At 71.9% G+C, this 24,860-nt stretch carries 21 protein-coding genes and 2 pseudogenes; 15 read left to right on the plus strand and 8 right to left on the minus strand.

Annotated features, from left to right (window positions below; all coding sequences use genetic code 11):
* Positions 1-159: 159 nt before the first annotated feature.
* From IEJ02_RS21720 to IEJ02_RS21730, 3 genes are all read left to right on the plus strand, one after another.
* Complete coding sequence (locus tag IEJ02_RS21720; RefSeq protein ID WP_191066491.1) at positions 160-1,371, plus strand: pyridoxal phosphate-dependent aminotransferase; 1,212 nt, start codon at positions 160-162, stop codon at positions 1,369-1,371.
* Between the two features lie 105 nt (positions 1,372-1,476).
* The gene (locus tag IEJ02_RS21725) at positions 1,477-1,887 is read left to right on the plus strand and encodes an SCO4983 family protein (RefSeq protein WP_191066383.1); all 411 of its coding nucleotides are present in this window, start codon (positions 1,477-1,479) and stop codon (positions 1,885-1,887) included.
* Between the two features lie 170 nt (positions 1,888-2,057).
* A complete protein-coding gene (locus IEJ02_RS21730) occupies positions 2,058-3,461 on the plus strand; it encodes an FG-GAP and VCBS repeat-containing protein (protein WP_191066384.1) in 1,404 nt (467 codons plus the stop codon).
* Positions 3,462-3,585: 124 nt separating this feature from the next.
* Here the strand turns inward: IEJ02_RS21730 and IEJ02_RS21735 are convergent, their stop codons facing one another.
* The gene (locus IEJ02_RS21735; protein WP_191066385.1) at positions 3,586-5,421 is read right to left on the minus strand and encodes a phosphoenolpyruvate carboxykinase (GTP); all 1,836 of its coding nucleotides are present in this window, start codon (positions 5,419-5,421) and stop codon (positions 3,586-3,588) included.
* Positions 5,422-5,675: 254 nt separating this feature from the next.
* On the opposite strand from IEJ02_RS21735, the gene trhA reads away from it, so the two are divergent.
* Positions 5,676-6,377 carry a PAQR family membrane homeostasis protein TrhA gene (gene trhA, locus IEJ02_RS21740; RefSeq protein WP_137980905.1) on the plus strand — a complete coding sequence of 234 codons (702 nt, stop codon included), beginning with the start codon at positions 5,676-5,678 and terminating at the stop codon, positions 6,375-6,377.
* 1 nt (position 6,378) lies between these two features.
* Positions 6,379-7,017, plus strand: coding sequence for a TetR/AcrR family transcriptional regulator (locus IEJ02_RS21745; RefSeq protein WP_191066386.1), 639 nt, complete (start codon positions 6,379-6,381; stop codon positions 7,015-7,017).
* A 352-nt stretch (positions 7,018-7,369) separates the two neighbouring features.
* Here IEJ02_RS21745 and IEJ02_RS21750 read toward each other — a convergent pair whose 3' ends face one another.
* The gene (locus IEJ02_RS21750; protein WP_191066387.1) at positions 7,370-9,406 is read right to left on the minus strand and encodes a thioredoxin domain-containing protein; all 2,037 of its coding nucleotides are present in this window, start codon (positions 9,404-9,406) and stop codon (positions 7,370-7,372) included.
* A 122-nt stretch (positions 9,407-9,528) separates the two neighbouring features.
* On the opposite strand from IEJ02_RS21750, the gene IEJ02_RS21755 reads away from it, so the two are divergent.
* A complete protein-coding gene (locus IEJ02_RS21755; RefSeq protein WP_191066388.1) occupies positions 9,529-12,807 on the plus strand; it encodes a tetratricopeptide repeat protein in 3,279 nt (1,092 codons plus the stop codon).
* A gap of 88 nt (positions 12,808-12,895) precedes the next feature.
* Here the strand turns inward: IEJ02_RS21755 and IEJ02_RS21760 are convergent, their stop codons facing one another.
* Positions 12,896-13,168, minus strand: coding sequence for a hypothetical protein (locus tag IEJ02_RS21760; protein WP_137980904.1), 273 nt, complete (start codon positions 13,166-13,168; stop codon positions 12,896-12,898).
* A gap of 7 nt (positions 13,169-13,175) precedes the next feature.
* Entirely contained in the window at positions 13,176-14,048 is an 873-nt protein-coding gene (gene mca / locus IEJ02_RS21765; protein ID WP_137979310.1) for a mycothiol conjugate amidase Mca, read from the minus strand.
* A 96-nt stretch (positions 14,049-14,144) separates the two neighbouring features.
* On the opposite strand from mca, the gene IEJ02_RS21770 reads away from it, so the two are divergent.
* Positions 14,145-14,549 carry a DUF4307 domain-containing protein gene (locus IEJ02_RS21770; RefSeq protein WP_191066389.1) on the plus strand — a complete coding sequence of 135 codons (405 nt, stop codon included), beginning with the start codon at positions 14,145-14,147 and terminating at the stop codon, positions 14,547-14,549.
* A gap of 188 nt (positions 14,550-14,737) precedes the next feature.
* Positions 14,738-15,235, plus strand: coding sequence for a transcription elongation factor GreA (greA, locus tag IEJ02_RS21775; protein ID WP_020868807.1), 498 nt, complete (start codon positions 14,738-14,740; stop codon positions 15,233-15,235).
* Positions 15,236-15,349: 114 nt separating this feature from the next.
* Here the strand turns inward: greA and IEJ02_RS21780 are convergent, their stop codons facing one another.
* The 3 genes from IEJ02_RS21780 to ilvA all read right to left on the minus strand — a co-directional run bounded on the left by IEJ02_RS21780 (position 15,350) and on the right by ilvA (position 18,900).
* The gene (locus IEJ02_RS21780) at positions 15,350-16,156 is read right to left on the minus strand and encodes an ABC transporter permease (RefSeq protein WP_191066390.1); all 807 of its coding nucleotides are present in this window, start codon (positions 16,154-16,156) and stop codon (positions 15,350-15,352) included.
* A complete protein-coding gene (locus tag IEJ02_RS21785; protein WP_223864219.1) occupies positions 16,153-17,181 on the minus strand; it encodes an ATP-binding cassette domain-containing protein in 1,029 nt (342 codons plus the stop codon). Before IEJ02_RS21785 ends, IEJ02_RS21780 begins: the two co-directional genes overlap by 4 nt.
* A gap of 333 nt (positions 17,182-17,514) precedes the next feature.
* Complete coding sequence (ilvA, locus tag IEJ02_RS21790) at positions 17,515-18,900, minus strand: threonine ammonia-lyase (RefSeq protein ID WP_223864220.1); 1,386 nt, start codon at positions 18,898-18,900, stop codon at positions 17,515-17,517.
* A 274-nt stretch (positions 18,901-19,174) separates the two neighbouring features.
* On the opposite strand from ilvA, the gene IEJ02_RS21795 reads away from it, so the two are divergent.
* The 3 genes and pseudogenes from IEJ02_RS21795 (at position 19,175) to IEJ02_RS21805 (ending at position 20,721) form a co-directional block, all read left to right on the plus strand.
* Entirely contained in the window at positions 19,175-19,675 is a 501-nt protein-coding gene (locus tag IEJ02_RS21795; protein WP_191066391.1) for a MarR family winged helix-turn-helix transcriptional regulator, read from the plus strand.
* Between the two features lie 72 nt (positions 19,676-19,747).
* A pseudogene (locus tag IEJ02_RS21800) lies at positions 19,748-20,221 on the plus strand (sigma factor-like helix-turn-helix DNA-binding protein); the annotation flags it as partial.
* A 245-nt stretch (positions 20,222-20,466) separates the two neighbouring features.
* The gene (locus tag IEJ02_RS21805; RefSeq protein WP_137979306.1) at positions 20,467-20,721 is read left to right on the plus strand and encodes a hypothetical protein; all 255 of its coding nucleotides are present in this window, start codon (positions 20,467-20,469) and stop codon (positions 20,719-20,721) included.
* Between the two features lie 123 nt (positions 20,722-20,844).
* Here the strand turns inward: IEJ02_RS21805 and IEJ02_RS21810 are convergent, their stop codons facing one another.
* Complete coding sequence (locus IEJ02_RS21810; RefSeq protein ID WP_191066392.1) at positions 20,845-22,008, minus strand: cystathionine gamma-synthase; 1,164 nt, start codon at positions 22,006-22,008, stop codon at positions 20,845-20,847.
* 120 nt (positions 22,009-22,128) lie between these two features.
* On the opposite strand from IEJ02_RS21810, the gene IEJ02_RS21815 reads away from it, so the two are divergent.
* The 4 genes and pseudogenes from IEJ02_RS21815 to IEJ02_RS48765 all read left to right on the plus strand — a co-directional run bounded on the left by IEJ02_RS21815 (position 22,129) and on the right by IEJ02_RS48765 (position 24,719).
* Complete coding sequence (locus IEJ02_RS21815; protein WP_137979304.1) at positions 22,129-23,226, plus strand: hypothetical protein; 1,098 nt, start codon at positions 22,129-22,131, stop codon at positions 23,224-23,226.
* Between the two features lie 161 nt (positions 23,227-23,387).
* The gene (gene msrA / locus IEJ02_RS21820; protein WP_191066393.1) at positions 23,388-24,074 is read left to right on the plus strand and encodes a peptide-methionine (S)-S-oxide reductase MsrA; all 687 of its coding nucleotides are present in this window, start codon (positions 23,388-23,390) and stop codon (positions 24,072-24,074) included.
* An 81-nt stretch (positions 24,075-24,155) separates the two neighbouring features.
* A pseudogene (locus IEJ02_RS48760) lies at positions 24,156-24,344 on the plus strand (type II toxin-antitoxin system RelE/ParE family toxin); the annotation flags it as partial.
* 63 nt (positions 24,345-24,407) lie between these two features.
* The gene (locus tag IEJ02_RS48765; protein WP_317985876.1) at positions 24,408-24,719 is read left to right on the plus strand and encodes a helix-turn-helix domain-containing protein; all 312 of its coding nucleotides are present in this window, start codon (positions 24,408-24,410) and stop codon (positions 24,717-24,719) included.
* Positions 24,720-24,860: the final 141 nt, after the last annotated feature.

Raw genomic sequence — 24,860 nt, forward strand, 5'->3', positions numbered from 1 at the left:
TTGCGGGGCGCGACCCGGCGCGGGGCGCGACCCCTGGGCGCGGAGCGCGGTGCGGGGCGGCGCGCGGAGTCGCGGCCCCACCGCCCGGCGCCCCCGCACACCGTCCACGTGGTGAAAAACACCGAGCGCCCCCGGATACACCGCCGTAAGGTGGCCGACATGCAGGTGATCCAGTCCACGAAGCTCGCCAACGTCTGCTACGAAATCCGTGGCCCGGTGCTCGAGGAGGCGATGCGGCTGGAGGCGGCAGGACACCGCATCCTCAAGCTCAACACCGGAAATCCGGCGACCTTCGGCTTCGAATGCCCCCCGGAAATCCTCGAGGACATGCTCCGGAACCTCGGCGGCGCCCACGGCTACGGCGACGCCAAGGGCCTGCTGTCCGCGCGGCGCGCGGTGATGCAGCACTACCAGACCCAGGGCATCGACCTCGACGTCGAGGACATCTTCCTGGGCAACGGCGTCTCGGAGCTGATCCAGATGTCGATGCAGGGGCTGCTGGACGACGGCGACGAGGTCCTCGTCCCCGCCCCCGACTATCCGCTGTGGACCGCCTCGGTCTCGCTCGCCGGGGGCACCGCCGTCCACTACCGCTGCGACGAGCAGTCGGACTGGCTGCCGGACCTCGCCGACATCGAGCGCAAGGTCACCGACCGCACCAAGGCGCTCGTCATCATCAACCCGAACAACCCGACGGGCGCCGTCTACGGCGAGGAGATACTGCGCGGCCTCACCGACATCGCCCGCCGCCACCAGCTGATCGTCTGCTCCGACGAGATCTACGACAAGATCCTCTACGACGGAGCCACCCACACCCCGACCACCGCCGTCGCCCCGGACCTGCTGACCCTCACCTTCAACGGACTCTCCAAGGCATACCGGGTGGCGGGCTACCGCAGCGGCTGGCTCGCGGTCTGCGGCCCGAAGTCCCACGCCGCCAGCTATCTGGAGGGGCTGACCATCCTGGCCAACATGCGGCTGTGCGCCAATATGCCGGCGCAGCACGCGGTGGCCACAGCGCTCGGCGGCCGTCAGTCGATCAACGACCTGGTGCTCCCCGGTGGCCGGCTGCTGGAGCAGCGGGACACGGCATACGAGCTGCTGACCCAGATCCCGGGCGTCACCTGCGTGAAGCCCAAGGGCGCGCTGTACGCGTTCCCCAAGCTGGACCCCAAGGTCTACAAGATCAAGGACGACCGGCAGATGGTCCTGGACCTGCTCCGGGCCGAGAAGATCATGATCGTGCACGGCACGGGGTTCAACTGGCCCGAGCCCGACCACTTCCGCATCGTGACGCTGCCCGCCAAGAAGGATCTGGCCGACGCGGTGACCCGGATCGGGAACTTCCTGGACGGATACGGCCAACCCTGATCTTTTGGTTACCACTCCCTTTCAGCTACCGCTCTCTTTTAGCTACTGCTCAACTTTAGACAGAGTCTAAGTTAGGATGGCCTCCTCACCCCTTGGAGGCCATCCATGTACGAACCGATCCGCACCAAGTCGGTCCACAGCATGGCCGAGCCCAAGCCCGACTTCCCGCACCGCTCCCGCGAGGAAGAGCTGGACATCCGGCTGGCCGGACATCTGACCGCACTGCTCACCGTGACGGACGAGCTGCGCGCCCTCACCCCGGACCGCACCCTCGACGACGCCGCCCAGCGCCTCGCCGAGCAGGCCACCCGCCTGCGCGACGGCCGCGCCCCGCTGCGCGCGGCGCCCACGGCGGCGGCCACGGACCCGGCGCATATCGCCGCCCTTCACCAGCGCGCCCACACCCTGGCCGGATGGGCCCTGGTCGTGGCCACGTCCCGCGACGACACGGCGGCCACGACGCTGGCGGCCGAGCGCATGCGCGCCCACGCGACCGCCCTCGGCCTCGCGGCCTGAGCCGACGCGGGTCGGCTTGAGCCCAGCGGGGCCCAGGCGAGCCCAGGCGAGCCCGGTCGGACCCGGTCGGACCCGGTCGAGCCCGGTCGAGCCCGGTCGAGCTGACAACTGGGTTACGGCGCGGGACAGGGGATGGCGGACCCCGCACCGCACCGTGTGAGCTGTCGCCCATGAAACCGCACGGAAGGATCGCCACGCTGCTCGTGGCCGGCGCGGCGCTGGCGGCTTGCGCCGCCTGCGCGGGCGACTCGGGTGGCTCAGGCGGCCCGGACATGAACGGGCACGGTGGCACCCCGCACACCCCCTCAACAACCAGCGCCGGACTGCGCTGGAGCCCCCCGCGACAGGGCCCGCGGCAACCCACGGCCGGGACGGCCGAAGTGTCCCGCGAGCGCCACGGCCGGGACCTCAACGGCGACGGGTACGACGACCTCGCCGCCTACGACAAGGACCGGATCCGGATCGTCTACGGCTCACCGCACGGCCTCGACCCGCGCACCCGGACGACCGTACGGGCCGGACTGCTGAAACCGCCCGTGGTCGGCGCCGAGGACGTCCGGCTGGTGCGGGCCGACCTCGACGGCGACGGCCACACCGACCTGGTCGCGGACTTCAGCGGGCGGCGCGCCCTCGTGCTGTGGAGCGGTCCGCGCGGCATCACCGAGGTGCGCGACCTGCCGGGCCGGGGGGCCGTGCGGACGGGGGACTTCGACGGGGACGGCCACGCCGATCTGTTCCGGCTCGGCACGACGGAGACGTCCGCGGGGACCGTCGGGTACGGGCCGCTGCGGCGGGACGGCGCGCCCGCGAGGCGGCAGGACCTGAAGGACCCCCCGCCCGGGGAGGACTCCGTCCCGTACGAGGCGACCACGGCCGACATCGACGGCGACGGCCGTACGGATCTGGCCGTACGGATGCGCTGGACCGACCCGGAGAGCGAGGGCGACGGCGACATCACCGACACCGGACTCCAGGTCCGCCGGGGCGGCACCGGCGGCCTCCGCTACGACGCGGCCCGCAGCGGCGCCCATGTGCGGGGCCGGGTCGGCGTGCCCGCCGACGTGGACGGCAATGGCACCGAGGACGTGACCGAGGTGTCGTACCTGGCGTTCCGCAAGGAGCTGCGCATCACCACCCAGCGCGGCGAGGACCGCGAGGGGCGCACCACCGTGCTCCACCGGATCCCCGGAGTGGGGGTGAGACCACCGGACTTCGGCGGGACCAAGGGGCTGGCGATCGGCGATGTGACCGGCGACGGCAGGGCCGATCTGGTCGTCGGCGCGGACCAGGCCAACAACAACCAGGGCCTGGTGCTGCTGCTGCGCGACGCGGCCCACCCGGCGGAGGGCCACCTCCAGGCCGTCGACCTGGAGTCCCCCGGGGTGCCGGGGAAGGACGGGCGGTACCGGCGCACCCGGTTCGCACCCGTGGCGCCGCTGCTGGACGTGGACGGGGACGGACACCTGGACGTCGTGGCCACGGCACGGTCGGGCGGGTACTGGACGCTGCCGGGGACGGACACGGGCCTGGACACCTCCCGCACCCGCCGCGTCACGCGCGAGCGGCTGGACTGACTCCGGCGTTCCGAGCACGGCGCACGGCCGGGCCCACGGAGCACGCCGCACGGCCGGGGCCCGCGCCTGGCACGGCCGGGGCCCGCGCCTGAGGCACGGGCCCCGGCCCACGGAGCGGGGTGGCTCAGCCCAGGCGCTTCACCAGCGCGTGGTACTCGTCCCACATCTCCTTGGGCGTGTGCTCCCCGAAGGTGCTCAGGTGGTCGGGCACCAGCCCGGCCTCCTCGCGCCAGACCTCCTTGTCGACCGTGAGCAGCAGCTCGAGCGAGGCGTCGTCGAGGTCCAGACCCTCGGTGTCCAGCGCCTCGGGCGTCGGCAGCACCCCGATCGGGGACTCCACACCCTCGGCCTTGCCGTCCAGGCGGTCGACGATCCACTTCAGCACCCGGCTGTTCTCACCGAAGCCCGGCCAGACGAAGCGCCCGTCGGCGTCCTTGCGGAACCAGTTGACGTAGTAGATCTTCGGCAGCTTGGCGGCGTCGGCGTTCTTGCCGACCTCCACCCAATGGGCCATGTAGTCGCCCATGTTGTAGCCGCAGAACGGCAGCATGGCGAACGGGTCGCGGCGCAGCTCGCCGACCTTGCCCTCGGCCGCGGCGGTCTTCTCGCTCGCCACGTTGGCACCCAGGAAGACGCCGTGCTGCCAGTCGAAGGACTCGGTCACCAGCGGAACGGCGCTGGCCCGGCGGCCGCCGAAGAGGATCGCCGAGATCGGCACGCCCTTGGGGTCCTCCCACTCGGGCGCGATGATCGGGCACTGACCGGCCGGCACGGTGAAGCGGGCGTTGGGGTGGGCCGCCGGCGTCTCGCTCGCCGGGGTCCAGTCGTTGCCCTTCCAGTCGGTCAGATGGGCGGGCGGCTCCTCGGTCATGCCCTCCCACCACACATCGCCGTCGTCGGTGAGCGCGACGTTGGTGAAGACCGAGTTCCCCCACAGCGTCTTCATCGCGTTGGCGTTGGTGTGCTCACCGGTGCCGGGCGCGACGCCGAAGAAGCCCGCCTCGGGGTTGATCGCGTACAGCCTGCCGTCCTCGCCGAACCGCATCCAGGCGATGTCGTCGCCGATCGTCTCGACCGTCCAGCCCGGGATGGTCGGCTCCAGCATCGCGAGGTTGGTCTTGCCGCACGCGCTCGGGAACGCCGCGGCCACGTACTTCGCCTCCCCGCGCGGCGGGGTGAGCTTGAGGATCAGCATGTGCTCGGCGAGCCAGCCCTCGTCCCGCGCCATCACGGAGGCGATGCGCAGGGCGTAGCACTTCTTGCCGAGCAGCGCGTTGCCGCCGTAGCCGGAGCCGTACGACCAGATCTCCCGCGCCTCGGGGAAGTGCGAGATGTACTTGGTGCTGTTGCACGGCCAGGGCACATCGGCCTGGCCCGGCTCCAGCGGGGCGCCGAGGGTGTGGACGGCCTTGACGAAGAAGCCCTCGTCCCCGAGGACGTCGAGGACCTCCTGCCCCATGCGGGTCATGGTGCGCATGGAGACCGCCACGTAGGCGGAGTCGGTGATCTCGACGCCGATCGCGGAGAGCGGCGAGCCGAGCGGGCCCATGCAGAAGGGCACGACGTACATGGTCCGGCCGCGCATCGAACCCCGGAAGACGCCCTGCTCCCCGGCGAAGATCTCACGCATCTCATCGGGGTGTTTCCAGTGGTTCGTCGGGCCCGCGTCCGCCTCCTTCTCGGAGCATATGAACGTACGGTCCTCGACGCGCGCCACATCGCTCGGATCGGACGCGGCGTAGTACGAGTTGGGGCGCTTGATCGGGTCAAGGCGCTTGAAGGTGCCCTTCTCGACGAGCTCCGCGCACAGGCGGTCGTACTCCGCCTCCGAGCCGTCGCACCACACCACACGATCCGGTTGGGTGAGGGCGGCGATCTCGCCGACCCAGGAGACCAGCTCCTGGTGGTTCGTGGGGCTCGGGGTGGTGGTGAGGGAGGAAGCCACATTGCTGGGCGCCACGATCGCTCCATCCCGCCGGAACCGCACTCGCTCCGGCGTCTTGATTGAGGGTTTGGACGGATATGTGCACTCATATCCGTTTATGGAGACAGCTACCCCTTGGGGGCTGCGACCCGGATGCTCAGCTCATCCGGTGCCGACCGCGCTCATTTGATCATCCGACTGTACGGGCCATCTGTCCAGTGGGAGCCTTGGTGACCATCACCACTCGACATGGGGCGGTAACTTACGGTGGCGTAGGTAGCATGAGCGCCATGACTGCCGCCGCGCCCGATGCCGCCGTTGAGAACCCCCCAGGGCCGGAAGCGGCCCCGCCGCTCCCGCTGAAGCCGATGCTGCGCGGCTGGCTGCACGCCGGCATGTTCCCCGCGGCCTTGGTCTCGGGTGTGGTGCTGACGGCCCTCGCCGACAGTCCGCGCGGGCGGCTGGCCTGCGCCATCTACACGCTCACCGCCTGTGCGCTGTTCGGCACCAGCGCCCTTTACCACCGCGGCAATTGGGGCCCGCGCACCGCCGCGGTGCTGCGGCGGCTGGACCACGCCAATATCTTCCTGATCATCGCGGGCACCTACACGCCCTTCACGCTGCTGCTCCTGCCCCACGGCAAACAGCAGCTGCTGCTGTGGCTGGTGTGGGCCGGGGCGCTCGCCGGAATCGCCTTCCGGGTCTTCTGGGTCGGCGCCCCGCGCTGGCTGTACACCCCGTGCTACATCGCGCTGGGCTGGGCGGCCATCTTCTTCCTGCCCGACTTCCTGCGCACCGGCGGCATCGCCGTGATGACGCTGATCGTCGTCGGCGGGCTGCTCTACAGCGTGGGCGCGGTGATCTACGGCACCAAGCGCCCCAACCCCTCACCCCGCTGGTTCGGCTTCCACGAGGTGTTCCACAGCTTCACGCTGGCCGCCTTCGTCGTGCACTACGTCGGCATCTCCCTCGTGGCCTACCAGCACGCCTGAGATGCCCGAGGCCACCGCCGCGTCCCAGCCCGAGCGCAGGCCCGGGCCCGGGCTGCGCGAACGGAAGAAGATCAAGACCCGGCAGACGATCCGGCGCGCCGCCTACCGGCTGTTCACCGAGCGGGGCTACGACGCGACCCCGGTGGACCGCATCGCGGAGGCCGCCGACGTCTCGCCCAGCACCGTCTTCCGCTACTTCCCCACCAAGGAGGACATCGTCCTCTCCTACGAGTACGACGATGTCCTGCTCGCCGCGCTCCGGGACCGGCCGCTGGACGAACCGCCGGTCGCCTCGCTGCGGCGCGTCCTGCTCGACCAGTTCCGGCAGTTCGCCGGTGACGAGCGGCAGGAGATGCTGGTCCGCCTCACCCTGATCCGCCAGGTACCGGGGCTGCGCGGCCGCATGAGCGAGAGCATGTCCCGGACCGGCGCCCTGCTGGCCGAGGTCCTGGCCGAGCGCAGCGGCCGGTCGCCGGAGGACTTCGAGGTGCGCGTCGTGGTCGGAGCCGTCCTCGGCGTCCTCCAGGAAGCGCTCTTCCACGGCGTCGACCAGGGCGCGGCGAAGGACTCGGCGGTGGCGGCCATGGAGAAGAACATCGACCACGCCTTGGACATGCTCTCCCAAGGCCTCCCGCTATAGCCACGGGCGGGCGCCCGCCCGCCGGGGCTCGGGACCACCCCGGATCGCCCCCGTTGCGGCCCAGTCGCGGCCCCGGCACCGTCCCTGCGCCGGACCGGCCTGGCCCCGGCACCGTCACGCCCCCGTGCCCCGACCCCGTGGCACCCGGGGCCCCGACACCTGACAGGCCACGTTGCGGCCCCGGCCCCCCAGCACCGTCACGGCCCCGGAGCGGCACCGCACCAACCCCGGACCGACACCCCGTTGCGGCTCCGGACCCCGACACCGTCACGAGACCGACCCTGGGGCCCCGGGCCCCGGCCTCGCCCCGGGCCCACGCACCGTACGTCGGCGGGTCCGGCCCCGCCCCCGCTCAGCCCCCCAGCTTGGCCGTCAGGGCATCGACATCGGCCGTGGGGGCGTCGCAGGTGAAGCCACGGCAGACGTAGGCAGCCGGGCGGCCCTCCAGGAGGGGGCGGTCCTGGAGGAGCGGGATCTCGCCGGAGCCGGGCTCGCCGACCGCGACGACCGCACCGGGGGCCGTGGCCAGCAGCGCGGCGCGGTGCAGGGCGCGGGTCGCCGGGTCGTCGCCGGGGCCGACCACGGCCACCTCACGCGGCCCGTCGAGCCGGGCCTCGGCCACCGCCAGGCCCCAGCCGATGAAGCGGGGCACCCGGGAGCCGAGGGCCCGCACCACGGCGAGGGCGCGCTCGGCACCCTCCCGGTGGCGGGCACTCCCGGTGATGGCGGCGTAGGACAGCAGGGCCCCGGCGGCGGCCGTCCAGCCGGACGGCGCCGCGTTGTCCGTCGGGTCCTGGGGACGGCGGATGAGCGCCTCGGCGTCATCGGCGGTGTCGAACAGCGTGCCGTCCTCGTCGGTGAACCGGCTCAGCACGGTGTCCAGCAGCAGCCCGGCGAACTCCACCCATGCGCCGTCGCCGGTGACGGCGGACAGCGCGAGGAAGCCCTCGGCCACATCCCCGTAGTCCTCGAGGACGCCCGCGTGGCCGCCCGCGGTGCCGTCGAGCGAGGTGCGGGCCAGCCGCCCGCGCTGGTCCATGTGGATGCGCACCAGCAGCTCGGCGGCCTCGGTCGCGGCGTTCACCAGGTCGGGGCGGTCGAAATAGGCACCGGTCTCGGCGAGCGCCGCGACGGCCAGCCCGTTCCACGCCGCGACGATCTTGTCGTCGCGGCCGGGGCGGGCCCGCTGCTCCCGGGCGGCCAGCAGCCGCTCCCGTACGGAGGAGACGCGGGCGGCGTCGGTCAGCCGCTCCCCGTCGGGCAGCTGGAGCACGGAGGCCCCGTGCTCGAAGGTGCCCTCCCGCGTGACGCCGAAATACCCGGCGGCGAACTCCGCGTCGGCCTCCCCCAGCACCTCGCCCAGCCGCTCGGGGGTCCACACGTAGTACGCGCCCTCGACATGCCTGCCGGTGCCGTCGTCGCTGTCGGCGTCCAGCGCGGAGGCGAAGCCGCCCTGTGCGGTGCGCAGCTCGCGGACCATGAAGTCGGCCGTCTCCAGGGCGACACGGCGCGCGAGGTCCGAGCCGGTGGCCCGCCACAGATGGGCGTAGACGCGGCACAGCAGCGCGTTGTCGTACAGCATCTTCTCGAAGTGGGGCACGGTCCAGGTGGCGTCGACGGAATAGCGGGCGAAACCGCCGCCGAGCTGGTCGTAGATACCCCCGCGGGCCATCGCCTCGCAGGTGGCGGACACCATCTGCAGCGCGCCCTCGGAGCCGGTGCGGGCGTGGTGGCGCAGCAGGAACTCCAGCGCCATGGACGGCGGGAACTTCGGCGCACCGCCGAACCCGCCGCGGGCGGCGTCGAATTCGCGGGTCAGGGTCATGAGCGCGCTGTGCAGATCCTCCTCGCCGGGCGGCTGCGGCGCGTCCGAGCCCAGGGCGATACCGCCGCGCTGGGACAGGTCCTCCACGATCCGGCCGGCGACGTCACGCACCTCGTCGCGGCGGTCCGACCAGGCGGCGCTCACCCCCTCCAGCACCTGCCGGAAGGACGGCATCCCGGGCCGGGGCCGGGGCGGGAAGTACGTGCCGAAGTAGAACGGCTGGGCCTCGGGGGTCAGGAAGACCGTCATGGGCCAGCCGCCCTGGCCGGTGGCGGCCTGCACCGCCTCCATGTACACCGCGTCGACGTCCGGCCGCTCCTCGCGGTCGACCTTCACGGAGACGAAGTGGGCGTTGAGATAGTCGGCGGTCGTCTTGTCCTCGAACGACTCGTGCGCCATGACATGGCACCAGTGGCAGCTCGAATAGCCGACGCTCAGCAGCACGGGCACCCCGCGGCGACGCGCCTCCTCGAACGCCTGGTCCGACCACGGCCACCAGTCGACCGGGTTCTCGGCGTGTTGGAGCAGATAGGGGGACGTCTCGTGCGCCAGACGGTTCGGCATGGCTCCATCCTCCCCCACCCGGCGAGGCAGACGAAGTTATCCACAGGGGAGTTATCCACAGGACTGCCGGATAAGAGCCAGAAACGGAAGACTGATGGCACTGCTGCAGGAGGGGGATCACCATGCCGGCGTCACTGGCGGTGCTGCGGGACAGCCACCGGACGGAGGTCGAGCGGCTGCTGTCGCGGGCCGTGGAGGAGGAGGTGCGCCGCTCGGGCGGGCGCACCGACGGCGGGGTGCTGCTCGGCCGGGCGCGCGGCGCGCTCGACGAGATGGCCGCCACCGCCGCGGAGGAGTACGGGGCGTATGTGCGCGCGCTGGACGAGTCGGACGCGGGCAGCAGACCGCTCTCCGCCCGGCTCTCGCGCGAGCAGCTGGGCACCCCGGCGCTGGCCGCGGCGGTCGCCGCGGTGGCGGCCTTCGGCGCGGATCTCGGGTACGGCACCTCGGCGGGCACGGCGCTGGGCGCGGGGGTCACGGCCGCCGTGGCCGGGTCGGCCGCCGCCGTCGTCAAGCTCACCGCGAGCCACTGGCCCGCCGCCCACCGCCAGGCCGCGCTGCGCAACCAGCCCGGTGGCGCCGAGCAGTTGCGACTGCAGTGGCTCACGGCGGTCGAGGTGCGGGGCATCCGGCCGTTCATCGACCAGCACCGGATGACCACGGCCGCCACCCGCCAGGGCGGCGGTGCGGCGAAGCGCTCCGCCTCCAGCGCCGGCCAGCCGAAGCTGCGCGGCGCGGACCGCAGCCAGGCGGCCCGCAGGCGCACCGTGCTGGAGCAGTCCTTCGCCCATCTCCCCGAGGCGGACGGCCCGTTCGCCGGGCGCCATGCGCAGATCACGCAGATCGCGCAGTGGGTGCGGCAGGCCCGCGCGTCCACCGAGACCAAGCCCACGGTGGTGCTGCTGGAGGGCCCGCCGGGCTCCGGCCGGACCATGCTGGCCGTGCGGGCGGCCCACCATCTGCGCGATGAGTTCCGCGGCGCGTGCCTGGTCGATCTGCGCGGCGACAGCCCCGAGCAGGCCCCGCTGCCCACCCGTGACGCGCTGCTGCATCTGCTGAACCGGCTCGGCGCACCCCGCGACCAGCTGCTCTTCCGGGAGCGCTCCGCGCAGGACCAGCACGTCAGACGGCTCACCGAGCTGTATCACCAGTATCTGACCGGGCTGCCGGTCACCATCGTGCTCGATGACGCCCGCGACGCCGAGCAGGTGCGCACGCTGATCCCCGAGCGGTCCGACGGCCTGGTCCTGATCACCTCGCGCACCCCGCTCGACCTGCCGGACGACCTCGCCGCCTGGGTGCACCGGATCGAGGTGGGCCCGCTGGACGAGCCGGGCGCCGAGGAACTGCTGCGGGCCTCCGCCGAGGAGCCCACCGGCGCGGGCCCCTACGACGGGCAGTCCGTGGAGCGGATCGCCGAGCTGTGCGGGCGGCTGCCGCTGGCGCTGCGGATCGCGGGCTCCTCGCTCGGCCCCCGCTCCCCCGCCGCCCTGGTCACGGAGCTGGAGGCGTACGGCCCGGTGGGCGCCGTCGAGCGCACCCTGTGGCTGCGGTACACCGACCAGCAGGAGGGCGCCCGGCGGCTGCTGCGCCGGCTGGCGCTGGCCGGGCGGGCCAGCCTGGGCGGCGCGGCGGCCGCGGCGCTGCTGGACGCCGATGAGCAGGAGGCCGGCCGCCATCTGGAGGCGCTCGGCCGGGCCGGGCTGATCCAGCATGTGCGCGGCAGCCGCTACCGCCTCCATGACCTGGTGCGCTCCTTCGCCCACGCCCGGCTGCTGGACGAGGAGCAGCCGGAGCAGCGCACCGCCGCGCAGGAGCGGCTGATCCGCAGCTATGCCGAGCTGGCGGACTCGGTGATCCGGCTGGTCGACGGCAAGACCTCCACCCGTGCCGACATCTTCGGCAAGGGCGCGGCCCACGGCTTCGCCTCGCTGGACGCGGCGCTGCGCTGGCTGGACGACGAATCGAGCTTCATCACCGCCGCGCTGCGCCATGCCGAGGGCGTGGACCAGTCCGCGGTGCTCCACCTCCTGGGCGCGCTGTGCGACTACTGCCTGCTGCGCGGCGATCTCTACCGGCTGGGCGAGATCAGCGAGCTCACCCAGGCCGTCGACCAGGGGCTGCTGATGCGGTCCGTGCAGTGGCGCACCGGTATCGCGGCCCGCCAGCTCGGCGAGCTGGACCAGGCGCGCACCACGCTCTCCTCGGTGGTGGACCTGTATTTCGAGGCGCAGCACCAGGCGGGCGCGGCCCGTGCCCTGTGCAGTCTCGGCATCACCCTGCACCACCAGGGCAATCTCGTGGAGGCCGCGGCCAAGCTGCGCGAGGCGCTGGAGCTCCAGCGGGCCGAGGAGCTGCGCGGCGACCGGGCCTGGACGATGCACGCCCTGGCGGCGGTGGAGCGCGACCGCGGCGGGCTGGCCGAGGCGCTGGAGCTGCTGGGCGAGGCCCTGGAGCTGCACCGGGAGAGCGAGAGCCTGCACGGCCAGGCGTGGGCGCACTTCCAGCTCGGCCAGGCATGTCTGCGGATGGGCGATGTGCCGCGCGCCGAGGCCGAGCTGCGGGGCGCGCTGGACGCCTACAGCCGCACCCACGACCAGCGCGGTGAGGCGTGGGCGCTCACCCAGCTCGCCCGGGCCCGGCTGGTGGCCGGGGAGGCGTCGACGGCCGTCGACCAGCTCCGCCAGGCCCTCGCCCGCCACCGGGAGAACGAGGACGCGCGCGGTGAGGCATGGACGCTGTACTACCTGGGCCAGGCGCTGGAGGAGCGCGGCGACCACGACTCGGCGGTGCGCGAGCTGGAGCGGGCCCGCACGATGTTCAGCCGGATGCGGGATGTCTACGGGCTGGCGTGCGCCCGTCACCACTCGGCGCGGGTCACCCGTGATCTGCGGGCGGCGCAGACGGGCTCGCTGCGCAACAGCGGCTTCGCCCGGCAGCTGCTCCAGGACGCGCGGCAGGACTTCCGCCGGGTGGGCGTGGCCCATGGCGAGGCCTGGTCCTGTGTCGAGCTGGCGGTGATCGACGCGGGAAACGGCAAGGCGGCGCAGGCGCTGGAGCTGGTGGACGAGGCGGCGGTGCTGTTCGCGGGGTACGGGGACCGGCGCGGCCGCTCCTGGGCCCGGTTCCTGCGCTGCACCCTGCTGCCGTTCGCCTCCGCGGGCGGTTCGGTCATCGGCACGGCGGTGGCCCAGGAGGAGCTGGCGGAGCTGCTGCGGGAGATGCGCGAGGAGGGCACGGCGGGCGATTCCCGGCTGGAGGGGTGCGCGGAGACGTTCGCGCTGGTGCTGGAGCGCGGCGTCGAGCCGGAGACGGGGTGGCAGGCATGGCAGCTCGGCATGGTGCCGAGCCGCCACTCGCGCGAGGTCATGGCCGTGCTGCCGGACCCGCCTCGCGCCTGAGCGCTTCGCTGGAAGTGCGCTGAGCTGCCGTTCGGCCGGGCCGCGGTGTCCCGCGCACGGGAGGCACGCGGTCGGACCCGGCCAGGGTTCAGGCCGTGCGCCCCTCGCCCTTGGTGCCCTGGGCGGCGCCCTTGGTGCCTTCGGTGGAGGCCGCCGCCGGAGCCTTGCCGGGCTCCTCCGGCGTCTCCTCGAAGTTCACCCGCTTCATGTGCTTGTTCATGGACTTCATCAGCAGCCACACCGCCGCGCCGATCACGGCGAAGACGATGAAACCGAGGACGCCCGGGGTCACCTTGTTCTCGTCCAGCTCCTTGGCGAGCGGGACGAGATGCGTCATGGCGAGGGTGCTGGTGGCGCTCATCATGGACTCAATTGTTGCGGATGCCCGCGAAGAGGTCGTCCTCGGGGAGGGAGGTGTCCACGAGCGACTTCGCGAGCTCGTACTCCTCGGTGGGCCAGACCTCCTTCTGGATGTCCATGGGCACCCGGAACCAGCCGCCGTCGGGGTCGATCTGCGTACGGTGCGCGATCAGCGCCTTGTCGCGGATCTCGAAGTAGTCGGCGCAGGGCACATACGTGGTCAGGGTGCGCTCGGGCCGCCCGAACGTCTTCCAGCGCTCCAGCCACTCCCCGTACGGCGAGTCCAGCCCACGGGCCAGCAGCGCCTCGTGCAGCGCCACGGTGCGCGCCCGGTTGAAGCCCTGGTTGTAGTAGAGCTTCTGCGGCTGCCAGGGCTCCCCCGCCTCCGGGTACTTCTCGGGGTCACCGGCCGCCTCGAAGGCCACCATCGTGATCTTGTGGGTCATGATGTGGTCCGGGTGCGGATAGCCGCCGTTCTCGTCATAGGTGGTGATCACCTGCGGCTTGAACGAGCGGATCAGCTTCACCAGGGGCTCCGCCGCGGCCTCCACGTCCTGCAGTGCGAAGCAGCCCTCGGGCAGTGGCGGCAGCGGATCGCCCTCGGGCAGCCCGGAGTCCACGAAGCCCAGCCACTCCTGCTTGACGCCGAGGATCTGGCGCGCCTCGTCCATCTCCTTGGCGCGGACCTCGTGAATGTGCTCCTCGATGTAGGGGTCACCCTGGAGCTTGGGGTTGAGGATGGAGCCGCGCTCACCGCCGGTGCAGGTGGCGACCAGCACGTCCACCCCCTCGGACACGTACTTGGCCATGGTGGCCGCGCCCTTGCTCGACTCGTCATCCGGGTGCGCGTGCACGGCCATCAAACGCAGCTGCTCAGTCAAGTTCGATCCTCAGTGATTCGTCGTGGAAGACGGCTTCTATAGTGACCTAAACCGGGGACGAATAATTCCGATCTCTCCCCCGCAGGAGGAACGCCCATGGCCGCGGTGCGCGAGGGGCTGCCCGACGGGCGTTACGGCCGGTCCGCTGACGCGCGGGCCGACCGGACGCTGAAGATCGTCGGCGCGGTGCTCGGTGCCGGGCTGCTGGCCTTGATCGCATGGTTCGGGTACGACTACATCGCCGGTCAGGACGTCAGCGGCCGGCTGACCGGTTTCAAGGTGGTCGCCGACGACGCCGTCGAGGTCCGGCTGGAGATCACCAAGGACAAGGACGCCACGGGTGTCTGCACGGTGCGTACCCTGGATGAGTACCACGACGAGGTGGGCCGCAAGGACTTCACCTTCGGCCAGCGCCAGGAGGACATGGTCAAGGTCGTGACCGTGCGCACCACGGCCCGGGCGACCAGCGCCGAGTTGATCGACTGCGCACCTGTTCGATAATCGAACTGGACGTGTCGGACGCCTGACCCGATCCGACCAGCGCTGACGCGTTTCCTACGCATTGCGCCCGGTTCCCTCCTCCCCGTTTCTTGCCGGAATTGTTAGGCTCGTGGTTTCGCCCGGCTACGAAGGCGCACCCTTCTGAGTAGGGCGTTCATTTGTATTCCCAGCACCGACGAGGAGCACCTGTGACCCAGACCAGCGAGAACGTCACCTGGCTGACCCAGGAGGCGTACGACCAGCTCAAGGCGGAGCTGGAGTACCTGTCGGGTCCCGCACGTGTCGAGATCGCGAAGAAGATCGAGGCTGCCCGGGAGGAGGGTGACCTCAGGGAGAACGGGGGTTACCACGCCGCCAAGGAGGAGCAGGGCAAGCAGGAACTCCGAGTGCGTCAGCTGACGCAGCTCCTGCAGCAGGCGAAGGTCGGCGAGGCACCCGCGGACACCGGCGTGGTCGCCCCCGGCATGGTGGTCACCATCGCCTTCGACGGCGACCCCGACGACACCCTGACCTTCCTGCTCGCTTCCCGTGAGTACGCGAGCGCGGACGTCGAGACCTACTCGCCGCAGTCCCCGCTGGGTTCGGGTGTGAACGGCAAGAAGGTCGGCCAGGACGCGGAGTACGAGCTGCCCAACGGCCGCACGGCCTCGGTGCGCATCCTGGAGGCCAAGCCCTACCAGGGCTGAACGCCCGGTATGGAGCCCCGGCCGGACGGCCGGGGCTCCCCCGCGCTCCCGCGCTCCCGCGCTTCCGTACTCCCGGAAGAACCGCTCAGGCGATGCGCCCCCGGAAGAACCGGCTCAGGCGGTCGCCGAGCGGTACTTGCGCACCGCCAGCGTCCGGAAGACCACGATGATCAGGACCGAGTAGATCAGCGACGCCCAGACCGGATGCTGCATCGGCCAGGCGCCGGACCGGGACAGACCGGGGTCGCCGAAGAGCTGGCGGCACGCCTGCACGGTGGCGCTGAACGGGTTCCATTCGGCGATGTGCCGCAGCCAGGGCGTCATCTGGCTGGAGTCCACGAAGGCGTTCGAGATGAACGTCACGGGGAACAGCCAGATCAGACCGCCGGAGGTCGCCGCCTCCGGGGTGCGGACGGACAGCCCGATCAGCGCCCCGATCCAGGTGAAGGCGTATCCCAGAAGGAGCAGCAGGCCGAAGCCGCCCAGGATCTTCCCGACGTTGGTCGAGTCCGCGAAACCGGGGCGCCAGCCCACGATCAGCGCGACGACGGCCAGCACCACCAGGGTGAGCGTCGTCTGCACCAGGTCGGCGAAGGTCCGGCCGGTGAGCACCGCGCCCCGGGCCATCGGCAGCGAGCGGAACCGGTCGATCAACCCCTTGTGCATGTCCTCCGCGATCCCCGCGCCCGCGCCCGCGGTGGCGAAGGTCACGGTCTGCGCGAAGATCCCGGCCATCAGGAAGTTCTTGTAGATGTCCGGGTCGGTGCTGTTGCCGATCTTCATCGAGCCGCCGAAGACGTACGTGAAGAGGATCACGAACATCACTGGCTGAACCAGCCCAAAGAGGACCATCTCGGGAATTCTGGTCATCCGGATCAGATTCCGTCGGGCGATGACCAGGGAATCACTCATGGTGCTCATTTCGCCTCCCCCTTCCCGGCACCAGGACCGGCACCATGACCTGCCCCATTCCCGGCGCCGTTCCCGGCACCATGCCCGGCACCGTTGCCGGCGCCATGGCCGGTGAGCGAGATGAACACGTCGTCCAGGGTCGGGCGGCGCAGCCCGATGTCGTCGATCTCGACACCGCGCGTGTCCAACTCCCGGATGACCTCGGCGAGCAGCTTGGCGCCGCCCACGACCGGGACGGTGACCTTACGGGTGTGCTCCTGCACCGTCGCCTCACCCTTGCCCAGGACCCGCAGCACCTCCTCGGCGGCCGCGATGTCCTCGCGCTCATGCACCACGACCTCCACGCGCTCGCCGCCCGTACGGGCCTTGAGCTGGTCGGAGGTGCCGCGGGCGATGACCCGGCCACGGTCGACCACGCAGATGTCATGCGCGAGGTGGTCCGCCTCCTCCAGATACTGCGTGGTCAGCAGCAGCGTCGTACCGCCGGCCACCAGCTCCTGGATCACCTCCCACAGCGCCTGCCTGTTGCGCGGGTCCAGACCGGTGGTGGGCTCGTCCATGAACATCACGGGCGGGCTGACCACCAGGGCCGCGGCGAGATCCAGCCGCCGGCGCATTCCGCCGGAGTACGTCTTGGCGGTGCGGTCGGCCGCCTCCGCGAGGCCGAACCGCTCCAGCAGCTCACTCGCGCGGGCCTTGGCCTCCCGCGCTCCCATCTGGTAGAGCTGGCCGACCATTTGCAGGTTCTCACGGCCGGTCAGATATTCGTCCACGGCGGCGAACTGGCCGGACAGCCCGATGGAGCGACGGACTTCGTTGGGGTTCTTGAGCACGTCCACCCCCGCGACCACCGCCGTCCCGCTGTCCGGGCGCAGCAGCGTGGTGAGCACGCGCACCGCGGTGGTCTTGCCGGCGCCATTGGGGCCGAGCAGTCCGAGCACGGTTCCTTCCGGTACGTCGAGATCGACGCCGTCCAGAGCCTTTACGTCGCCGAAGGTCTTCACCAGACCCTCGGCGTGAATAGCGCCTGGCATGTTGGCACTCCCGGGGTTGGGTCAGTTCCACACTCAATCAAGGCATAAGTCCGCCCATATGGGCAGCGCTCGACAGCAACTGGACGGCAATCGTAACCGGGACGCGATACATCGCGACATACGCGAGGCGGACTAAATGAAGAAAGCGAGCCGCGGGCGGCCACGGCGGGGGCCCTTGGGAACCCCTGCCCGCGCGAGAGCGGACCCGTTCCCGGGCTCAGACTCAGACCCGTCCCCGGTCGTCAGGCTCAGGCCCTTCCCGTCGTCAGGCTCAGGCTCTTCCCGCCGTCAGGCTCAAGCCGTCCCGTCGTCAGGCTCAGAGCCGTCCCGTCGTCAGGCCATCACCGTGTACCCGGCGCCGCGCAGCGCCTCCCGGACGTCCTCGCAGTGGTCCGGCCCCTTCGTCTCCAGGTGCAGCTCCACCTCGGCCTCGCTCAGCCCGAGCCGCGGGTTGGTGCGGACATGGCTGACGTCGAGCACATTGGCGTCCAGCGTCGACAGCACCCCCAGCAGCGTGGCCAGCGCGCCCGGCCGGTCGGTGAGCCGCAGCCGCAGCGACAGATAGCGCCCCGCCGCGGCCATGCCGTGCCGCAGGATGCGCTGCATCAGCAGCGGATCGACGTTGCCGCCCGAGAGCACCGCGACCACCGGGCCCTCGAAGGACTCCGGCGCCGACAGCAGCGCCGCCACCGGGCTCGCGCCCGCGGGCTCCACCACCAGCTTCGCCCGCTCCAGGCAGAGCAGCAGCGCGCTGGACAACTCGTCCTCGGTGACCGTACGGACCTCGTCGACGAGGTTCTCGATGATCTGGAACGGCACATCGCCCGGCCGCCCCACCTTGATGCCGTCCGCCATCGTCACGGGCGCGTCGATCGTCACCGGCCGCCCGGCCGCCAGCGACGGCGGATACGCCGCGGCGCCCTCGGCCTGCACCCCCACCACCCGCACATCCGGCCGCAGCGCCTTCACCGCCACCGCGATCCCGGCGGCCAGCCCGCCCCCGCCGATGCCCACCACCACGGTGCGCACCTCGGGGCACTGCTCCAGGATCTCCAGCCCCACCGTGCCCTGCCCCGCGATGATGTCCGGGTGGTCGAAGGGGTGGATGAAGACCGCGCCCGTGCGCTCGGCGTACTCCTTCGCCGCCCGCATCGTCTCGTCCACGATCTGGCCGCACAGCCGCACCTCGGCGCCGTAGTCCCGGGTGGCCGCGATCTTCGGCAGCGGTGCGCCCTCGGGCATGAAGACCGTCGAGCCCACCCCCAGCAGCGAGGCCGCGAGGGCGACGCCCTGCGCATGGTTCCCGGCGCTCGCCGCGACCACCCCGGCCGCCCGCTCCTCGGGGCTGAGCCCCGCGATCCGCACATAGCCGCCGCGCAGCTTGAACGACCCGGTGCGCTGCAGGTTCTCGCACTTGAAGTGGACCGGCGCGCCGACCAGGCCGGACAGATAGCGGCTGCCCTCCAGCGCGGTGAGCCGGGAGACCCCCGAGAGCGTCTTCTGCGCGCTGCGGACGTCGTCGAGGGTGATCGTCGTCTCGGACCTCTCGGAGGCGGAACCTCCGGATACGGAACCCGCGGAAGCGGGGGTGGGGGCGGGCGCGGGGGCGAGGTCCGCGGGCGCGGGGGCGGGGGCGGACGCAGGGGTGGGGGAGGTGAGGCGCGAGGCCGGGCCGGACCCGGAGCCGGGCCCGTCCTCGTCGCCGTGTCGTGCAGCCATGGTCCCCAGTCTGGCAGCTCACGCCCCACAGGCCCCGGCGGGCCGAGCCGGTGCCGGGCGGACGCCGAGCCGGTGCCGGGCGGGTGCCCGGGGCCCATGGCGGGTTGGTGCCGGACGAGGGTCCGCCGACGGGCCACGGCGCCGGGGAACGGCTCAGAACGGCAGGTTGTGGCTCGGGGGCCGTCAGGTTTCTGCAGCCCCCGTACGGGCGGGCTCCCAGCCGCGTACTCTGTGCCACATCCCACAGACCACCGCATGAAGTGAGCCCTAGGCCATGCCCACCCAATCGGACATGACGACTCAACTCGACACCGGCGTACTGGACGCACTCCAGCATCAGGTCGCCGTCTTCGCCCGCCGTGCGGAACAGACCCGGCTCGGCGGCGTCGGCCAGGCCCGCAATTCCATGGACCGAGCCGCGTATCTGCTGCTCAACCGGCTCGACCAGGAAGGCCCCATGGGAGTCAAGGCGCTCGCGGGGAGCATGGGCATCGACTCGTCCACCGTGACCCGCCAGGTCGCCCCGCTGGTCGACTCCGGCATGGTCAAGCGCACCTCGCACCCCGAGGACGGCCGGGCGGTCGTGCTCCAGCTCTCCCCACGCGGCAAGGCCCGCCTGGAGGAAGTGCGTTCCTCACGGCGCGATCTGATGTCCCGCGTGACCGGGGACTGGACGGCGGAGGAGCGCGATCTCTTCTGCGACCTGCTGACCCGCTTCAACAGCGCCCTCTCCGCCGCGCACAGCACGGTGCCCCAGGCGACGCCCGCCACCTGACCCCGGCGCAGACATCTTGACCAGGTGCCTGTGACTGCCGTGTCCTAAAAGGAACGGGAGGCGGAGGGCGTGGTGCGAGAGCGGCGGGCAGCACGGGATGGCCGCCGGGCCCGGGAGTTCGAGGCATTCGTCGCGGGCGCGGGTGGCCGACTGCTGCATGCGGCCACGCTGCTCACGGGGGAGCCGACGGGGGACACCGAAGCCGCCGAGCGCCTGCTGACCGCCGCGCTCGCGCGTACGTACGCGCGCTGGGACCGGCTGCGCGGCGAGGATCCGTACGACCACACCCGCCGGACGCTGGCCGCCCTCTTCGCCCACCGGGGCCACCGCTACCGCCGCCCGCGCGGCGGCACCCTGGCCCGGCTCACCCCGCAGGAGCGGCTGGTGCTGGTGCTGCGGCTGTACGAGGGGGTCGCGGAGGAGCAGACAGCGGCGGCGCTCGGGCTCCCGGTCGAGCGGGTCCGGGCGATCTGCACCCGCGCGGTCACGGCGATGCGCAGCGCGGCGGCCCGGCGCGGCACGACTGGAACGCGCCCGTCCGCCGGAACGCGATCGTCCGCCGGAACGCCATCCTCCGTCGGGCGGCCACCATCCGCCGGAACGCAGTCCTCCACCGGAACGCCACCGTCCACCGGCGGTCGGGCGGCCAGCGGTGCGACGGGGGCAGGGGCCGGGGCGGGGGCAGGGGCGGGGGCCAGGGCAGGGGCGGGGGCCGGAGCCGAGACTGGAGCGGACGCCGGAGTCAGCGCGGGGGCCGGAGCCGGTACCGACGCCGGAGCCGAGGCCGCCCCATGAGCTTCCCGGACCGCAAGGAGACCGAGGTCCGCCGGATGCTGGAGGGCCCGCATCCGGCGCTGCCGCCGGATCTGGCGGGCCGGGCGGCCGAACGGGGGCGGCGGATGCTCCACCGCCACCAAGTGGTGCGCACCATCGGCTGGTTGCTGCTGCTCGCCGCGGTCGTCGCGTTCGGCGTCTGGGCGGCGATCGTCGAACCGTGGGCCACGCCGCCGCCCACCGACACCACCCCTCCCCTCGAGGGGTGGTGACCCCTCAAGGGGAAGCGACCACTCAAGGGGAAGTGACCACTCAATGGCAAGTAACCACTCAAGGGGAAGTGACCACCCTCAACAAACCCATCCGTGGCCCAGGCGTCAGCCCAGAGCTGGTCGTCAGCCCAGAGCCTGACTCAGATCCATCAGCAGATCGTCGACCGACTCGATGCCCACCGACAGCCGTACGAGATCGGCCGGCACCTCGAGCGCCGAGCCCGCCGCCGACGCGTGCGTCATCCGCCCCGGGTGTTCGATCAGCGACTCGACGCCGCCGAGGGACTCCCCCAGCGTGAACAGCCGCGCCCGGTCGCACACCTCGACCGCCGCCTCCTCGCCGCCCGCGACCCGGAACGACACCATGCCGCCGAAGGCCCGCATCTGCTTGGCCGCGGTCTCGTGCCCCACGTGCTCCGGCAGCCCGGGGTAGTAGACCTGAGTCACCTTGGGGTGCGCGGTGAGCATCTCCGCGATCCGGGTGGCGTTCGCGCTGTGCCGGTCCATCCGGACGGCGAGGGTCTTGATGCCGCGCATCACCAGCCAGGAGTCGAAGGGCCCGGCGATGGCGCCCATCGCGTTCTGGTGGAAGGCGAGTTCGTCGCCGAGGCCGGTGTCGGAGACGATCAGCGCACCGCCGACGACGTCCGAGTGCCCGCCCATGTACTTGGTGGTGGAGTGCACCACGACGTCCGCGCCGAGCGCGAGCGGCTGCTGGAGGTAGGGGCTGGCGAAGGTGTTGTCCACCACCAGCCGGGCCCCCGCGGTGCGGGCGACGTCGGCGACGGCGGCGATGTCGGTGATGCCGAGCAGCGGGTTGCTGGGCGTCTCGACCCAGATCACCTTCGTACGGGGGCGGAGCGCGGCCCGTACCGCCGCCGGGTCGGAGCTGTCGGCGACCGACCACTCCACGCCCCAGCGCTCCACGACCTTCGCGAACAGGCGGAACGTACCGCCGTACGCGTCGTTCGGGATCACGACGTGGTCGCCCGGCACCAGGAGCGTGCGCAGCAGGCAGTCCTCGGCGGCGAGGCCCGAGGCGAAGGCCAGGCCGCGGCGGCCGCCCTCCAGCGCCGCCAGGTTCTCCTCGAGCGCGGTGCGGGTGGGGTTGGCGGAACGGCTGTACTCATAGCCGCCCCGCAGGCCCCCCACGCCGTCCTGCTTGTAGGTGGAGACCTGGTAGATCGGGGGGACGACGGCGCCGGTGAGGGAGTCCGCCTCCTGGCCCGCGTGGATGGCGAGCGTCTCGAAACTCTGAGGATGCCCCTGGGGGTGCTGGTGGCTCATGGGCCCGAGCGTAACGCCCGATACGCCCGTGCTGGATTCAACGACCGCCGGGGCGCATAGGCTGGACCACAAGCCGTTCCGCACCACAAGCCGTTACGAGCCTTCACACGGGGACACCTCATGGAGCTTCTGATCTTCCTCATCGCCATCGTCATGATCGGCGGGCTGATCGTCGTACCGGCCCTGCGGCGGATGCGCGGGGGCCGCGGGGCCGTGCAGGGCGCGGTGCGCGCCTCGGACCCGCAGGAGTACGGCTTCGTCCCGCGCGAGCGGCTGGACGTACGGCTGCCCGGCCCCGACCGGCAGCTCATCGACGCGCTGGAGGAGGTCCAGGCCCGGCAGGACTGGCAGCCGGCCGCCCGGCTGCTCGCCCTCACCGACGCCACCTCGGAGCTGCGCTGGCAGCGGGTGCAGACGCTGGCCGGGGCGGCGGCCTTCGAGCTCGCCCAGGCCCCCGGCCAGGGCGGGATGTGGCTGCGCACCTGGCGGGTGGCGGCCCCCGAGGACCCGGGCGCGGCGGCGGTGCACGCGGAGTTCCTGGTCCGCCAGGCGCTGCTCGACCCGTCCTCGCAGGACTTCCGGATGATCCTGGAGGAGGCCCGGGACGTCTGCCACGAGGCGGCCCGGCTGGCCCCTGAGGACCCGGTGCCGCACATCATCGAGCTCGGGGTGGCCCGCGGTCTGGCCTACCGGCAGGCCGACTTCGAGGAGCTGTGGACCAAGGTCACCAAGCTCGCCCCGCACCACATGGGCGCCCACCTGGCCGCCCTCCACTACTGGTGCGAGAAGTGGCACGGCTCCCAGGACCGCGCCGACGCCTTCACCCACGCGGCCGCCGCCTCCGCCCCCGAGAAGAGCCTGCTCCCGGCCCTCCCCCTCTTCGGCGTCTTCGAGCACCTGCCGGAGGCCAACCTCGTGCGCACCCTCTACCGCAGCGAGGTGATCATCAAGGCGATCGAGGGCGCCCTCTACGCCGTCCGCCAGGCCCCCGCCGACCACCCGGTGCTGCCGCACGTCCGCCACCTGCTGGTCTTCTTCCTGGTCCGCGCGGAACGCTACGCGGAGGCCCTGGAGCAGCTGCGCCACGTGGATGGCCACGTGGGCGCGGTCCCGTGGTCGTACGGGGCGGACCCGGCGGCCGAGTACACGGTCTACCGGGCGCTGGCGGTGGCGGGCTGGGAGGGCAGCGGCGGCACACCGGCGACGCTGCCGCGGTGAGGTGGGCCGTGACCGGCCCGGAATTCCCGCAGCCCCGTACCCGTTGACATAAAGGCGCCGCGCACTCGCCGTACACGACGAAGGTACGACTACGACTACGACGCAGAACGTACGACGAAGGACGTGGCAGCCGCCGCACCCGTCCCGCGAGGAGCCCGAAGATGCTGTTCAGCCGCCACAGGAACCACCTCCCCACCGCCGAGGAGGCGCTGAAGGGCCGCCCCGAACCGGGCTTCCCCGTCCCCGACCGCCACACGGTCCTCGGCAACCCCCTGACCGGCCCGTACCCGGAGGGCCTGGTCGTCGCCGACTTCGGCCTGGGCTGCTTCTGGGGCGCGGAGCGCACGTTCTGGCAGGCCCCGGGCGTGTGGACCACGCTCGTCGGCTACCAGGGCGGCCACACCGAGAACCCCACCTACGAGGAGGTCTGCAGCGGCCTCACCGGCCACACCGAGGCCGTCCGCGTCGTCTTCGACCCGACGATCACCTCCTACGCCGCCCTCCTGAAGCTCTTCTGGGAGTCCCACGACCCCACCCAGGGCTTCCGCCAGGGCAACGACGTCGGCACCCAGTACCGCTCGGCGATCTACACCCACTCCCCCGAGCAGCAGTCCGAGGCCGAGTCCTCCCGCGCCGCCTACCAGTCCGTCCTGACCGGCTCCGGCTACGGCGAGATCACCACCGAAATCCTCCCCGCGGGCCCCTTCTACCCGGCCGAGCCGTACCACCAGCAGTACCTGGACAAGAACCCCGCCGGCTACTGCGGCATCGGCGGCACGGGTGTCAAGCTGAGTGACCCGTCCGACGGTGGCTCCTGCCCGACCGGCATCGTGCCCGCTGACGGCTGAGAGTCGCGGTCGGTTCACCCGTTCGGAGGATCGCGCCCGGAAGTCACGGCGCTCGTCCGTCGTCTCCCTACGCTGCCAACGGTGGAGCGACCGTACGACATCGAAATCGAGCCCGAGGTACGGGCATGGCTGGACACTCTGCCCCGCGAGCATTACCGCGCAGTGGAACGTCACGCCGACCGCCTGGCGCAAGAACCGACGACGATCGGTGAGCCCTACTCTCGCCACTTGAGCGGATCAGTCCGCGAGCTCCGCTTCTACCTGGGCGACGCGGCCCGAAGGGTCGCACGCCGCCGCGCAGACCACCTATCACCGGACGTTCGAGGAGTCACCGTGAGCAGGGGTTACCACACCTCATGGACGATCCCTGAGGAGCATCGAGCCGATCCGGCCTACGTCGAGGCGGGCGCCGCGATCGCCCTGGGCCAGGCGGTCCACGACCGGCGGACGTCCTTGGGCATCGACCAGGCGTCGCTCGCCGCGCGGACGGGACTGTCCACGGAGGACATCGACCGCCTTGAAGGAGGCGGCACCGCGCCCACCCTTCCCCTCCTGCGCATTCTGGCCAGGGCGCTGGACGCCGCGCTGCACGTGTCGATCGACATGGAAGAAACCCGGGTCTCATTCGTGCCGCACGCTGCTTGACGCCCTCGCCGACTCCAAGGCCGCCGGAACAGCGACCAGCAGTCACACGGCAGCGCAGGCTCGCGGGCCCGGGCGTCAAGCTAAGTGACCCGTCCGACGGCGGCTCCTGCCCTACGGGCATCGCCCCCGCTGGAAGCTGAG

Source organism: Streptomyces sp. 5-10, assembly GCF_014712245.1.
In the GTDB taxonomy this organism is placed as follows: Bacteria; Actinomycetota; Actinomycetes; order Streptomycetales; family Streptomycetaceae; genus Streptomyces; species Streptomyces violaceusniger.

Bases quoted from the DNA above. Each gene is read 5' to 3' on its own strand.
- IEJ02_RS21795 (WP_191066391.1), top strand. From the start codon at position 19,175: ATGCCCACCCAATCGGACATGACGACTCAACTCGACACCGGCGTACTG.
- IEJ02_RS21760 (WP_137980904.1), bottom strand. From the start codon at position 13,168: ATGAGCGCCACCAGCACCCTCGCCATGACGCATCTCGTCCCGCTCGCC.
- IEJ02_RS21770 (WP_191066389.1), top strand. From the start codon at position 14,145: ATGGCCGCGGTGCGCGAGGGGCTGCCCGACGGGCGTTACGGCCGGTCC.
- IEJ02_RS21720 (WP_191066491.1), top strand. From the start codon at position 160: ATGCAGGTGATCCAGTCCACGAAGCTCGCCAACGTCTGCTACGAAATC.
- IEJ02_RS21785 (WP_223864219.1), bottom strand. From the start codon at position 17,181: ATGCCAGGCGCTATTCACGCCGAGGGTCTGGTGAAGACCTTCGGCGAC.
- trhA (WP_137980905.1), top strand. From the start codon at position 5,676: ATGACTGCCGCCGCGCCCGATGCCGCCGTTGAGAACCCCCCAGGGCCG.
- IEJ02_RS21780 (WP_191066390.1), bottom strand. From the start codon at position 16,156: ATGAGCACCATGAGTGATTCCCTGGTCATCGCCCGACGGAATCTGATC.
- IEJ02_RS21730 (WP_191066384.1), top strand. From the start codon at position 2,058: ATGAAACCGCACGGAAGGATCGCCACGCTGCTCGTGGCCGGCGCGGCG.
- IEJ02_RS21810 (WP_191066392.1), bottom strand. From the start codon at position 22,008: ATGAGCCACCAGCACCCCCAGGGGCATCCTCAGAGTTTCGAGACGCTC.
- msrA (WP_191066393.1), top strand. From the start codon at position 23,388: ATGCTGTTCAGCCGCCACAGGAACCACCTCCCCACCGCCGAGGAGGCG.
- IEJ02_RS21815 (WP_137979304.1), top strand. From the start codon at position 22,129: ATGGAGCTTCTGATCTTCCTCATCGCCATCGTCATGATCGGCGGGCTG.
- IEJ02_RS21745 (WP_191066386.1), top strand. From the start codon at position 6,379: ATGCCCGAGGCCACCGCCGCGTCCCAGCCCGAGCGCAGGCCCGGGCCC.
- IEJ02_RS21755 (WP_191066388.1), top strand. From the start codon at position 9,529: ATGCCGGCGTCACTGGCGGTGCTGCGGGACAGCCACCGGACGGAGGTC.
- ilvA (WP_223864220.1), bottom strand. From the start codon at position 18,900: ATGGCTGCACGACACGGCGACGAGGACGGGCCCGGCTCCGGGTCCGGC.
- IEJ02_RS21805 (WP_137979306.1), top strand. From the start codon at position 20,467: ATGAGCTTCCCGGACCGCAAGGAGACCGAGGTCCGCCGGATGCTGGAG.
- IEJ02_RS21725 (WP_191066383.1), top strand. From the start codon at position 1,477: ATGTACGAACCGATCCGCACCAAGTCGGTCCACAGCATGGCCGAGCCC.
- IEJ02_RS21750 (WP_191066387.1), bottom strand. From the start codon at position 9,406: ATGCCGAACCGTCTGGCGCACGAGACGTCCCCCTATCTGCTCCAACAC.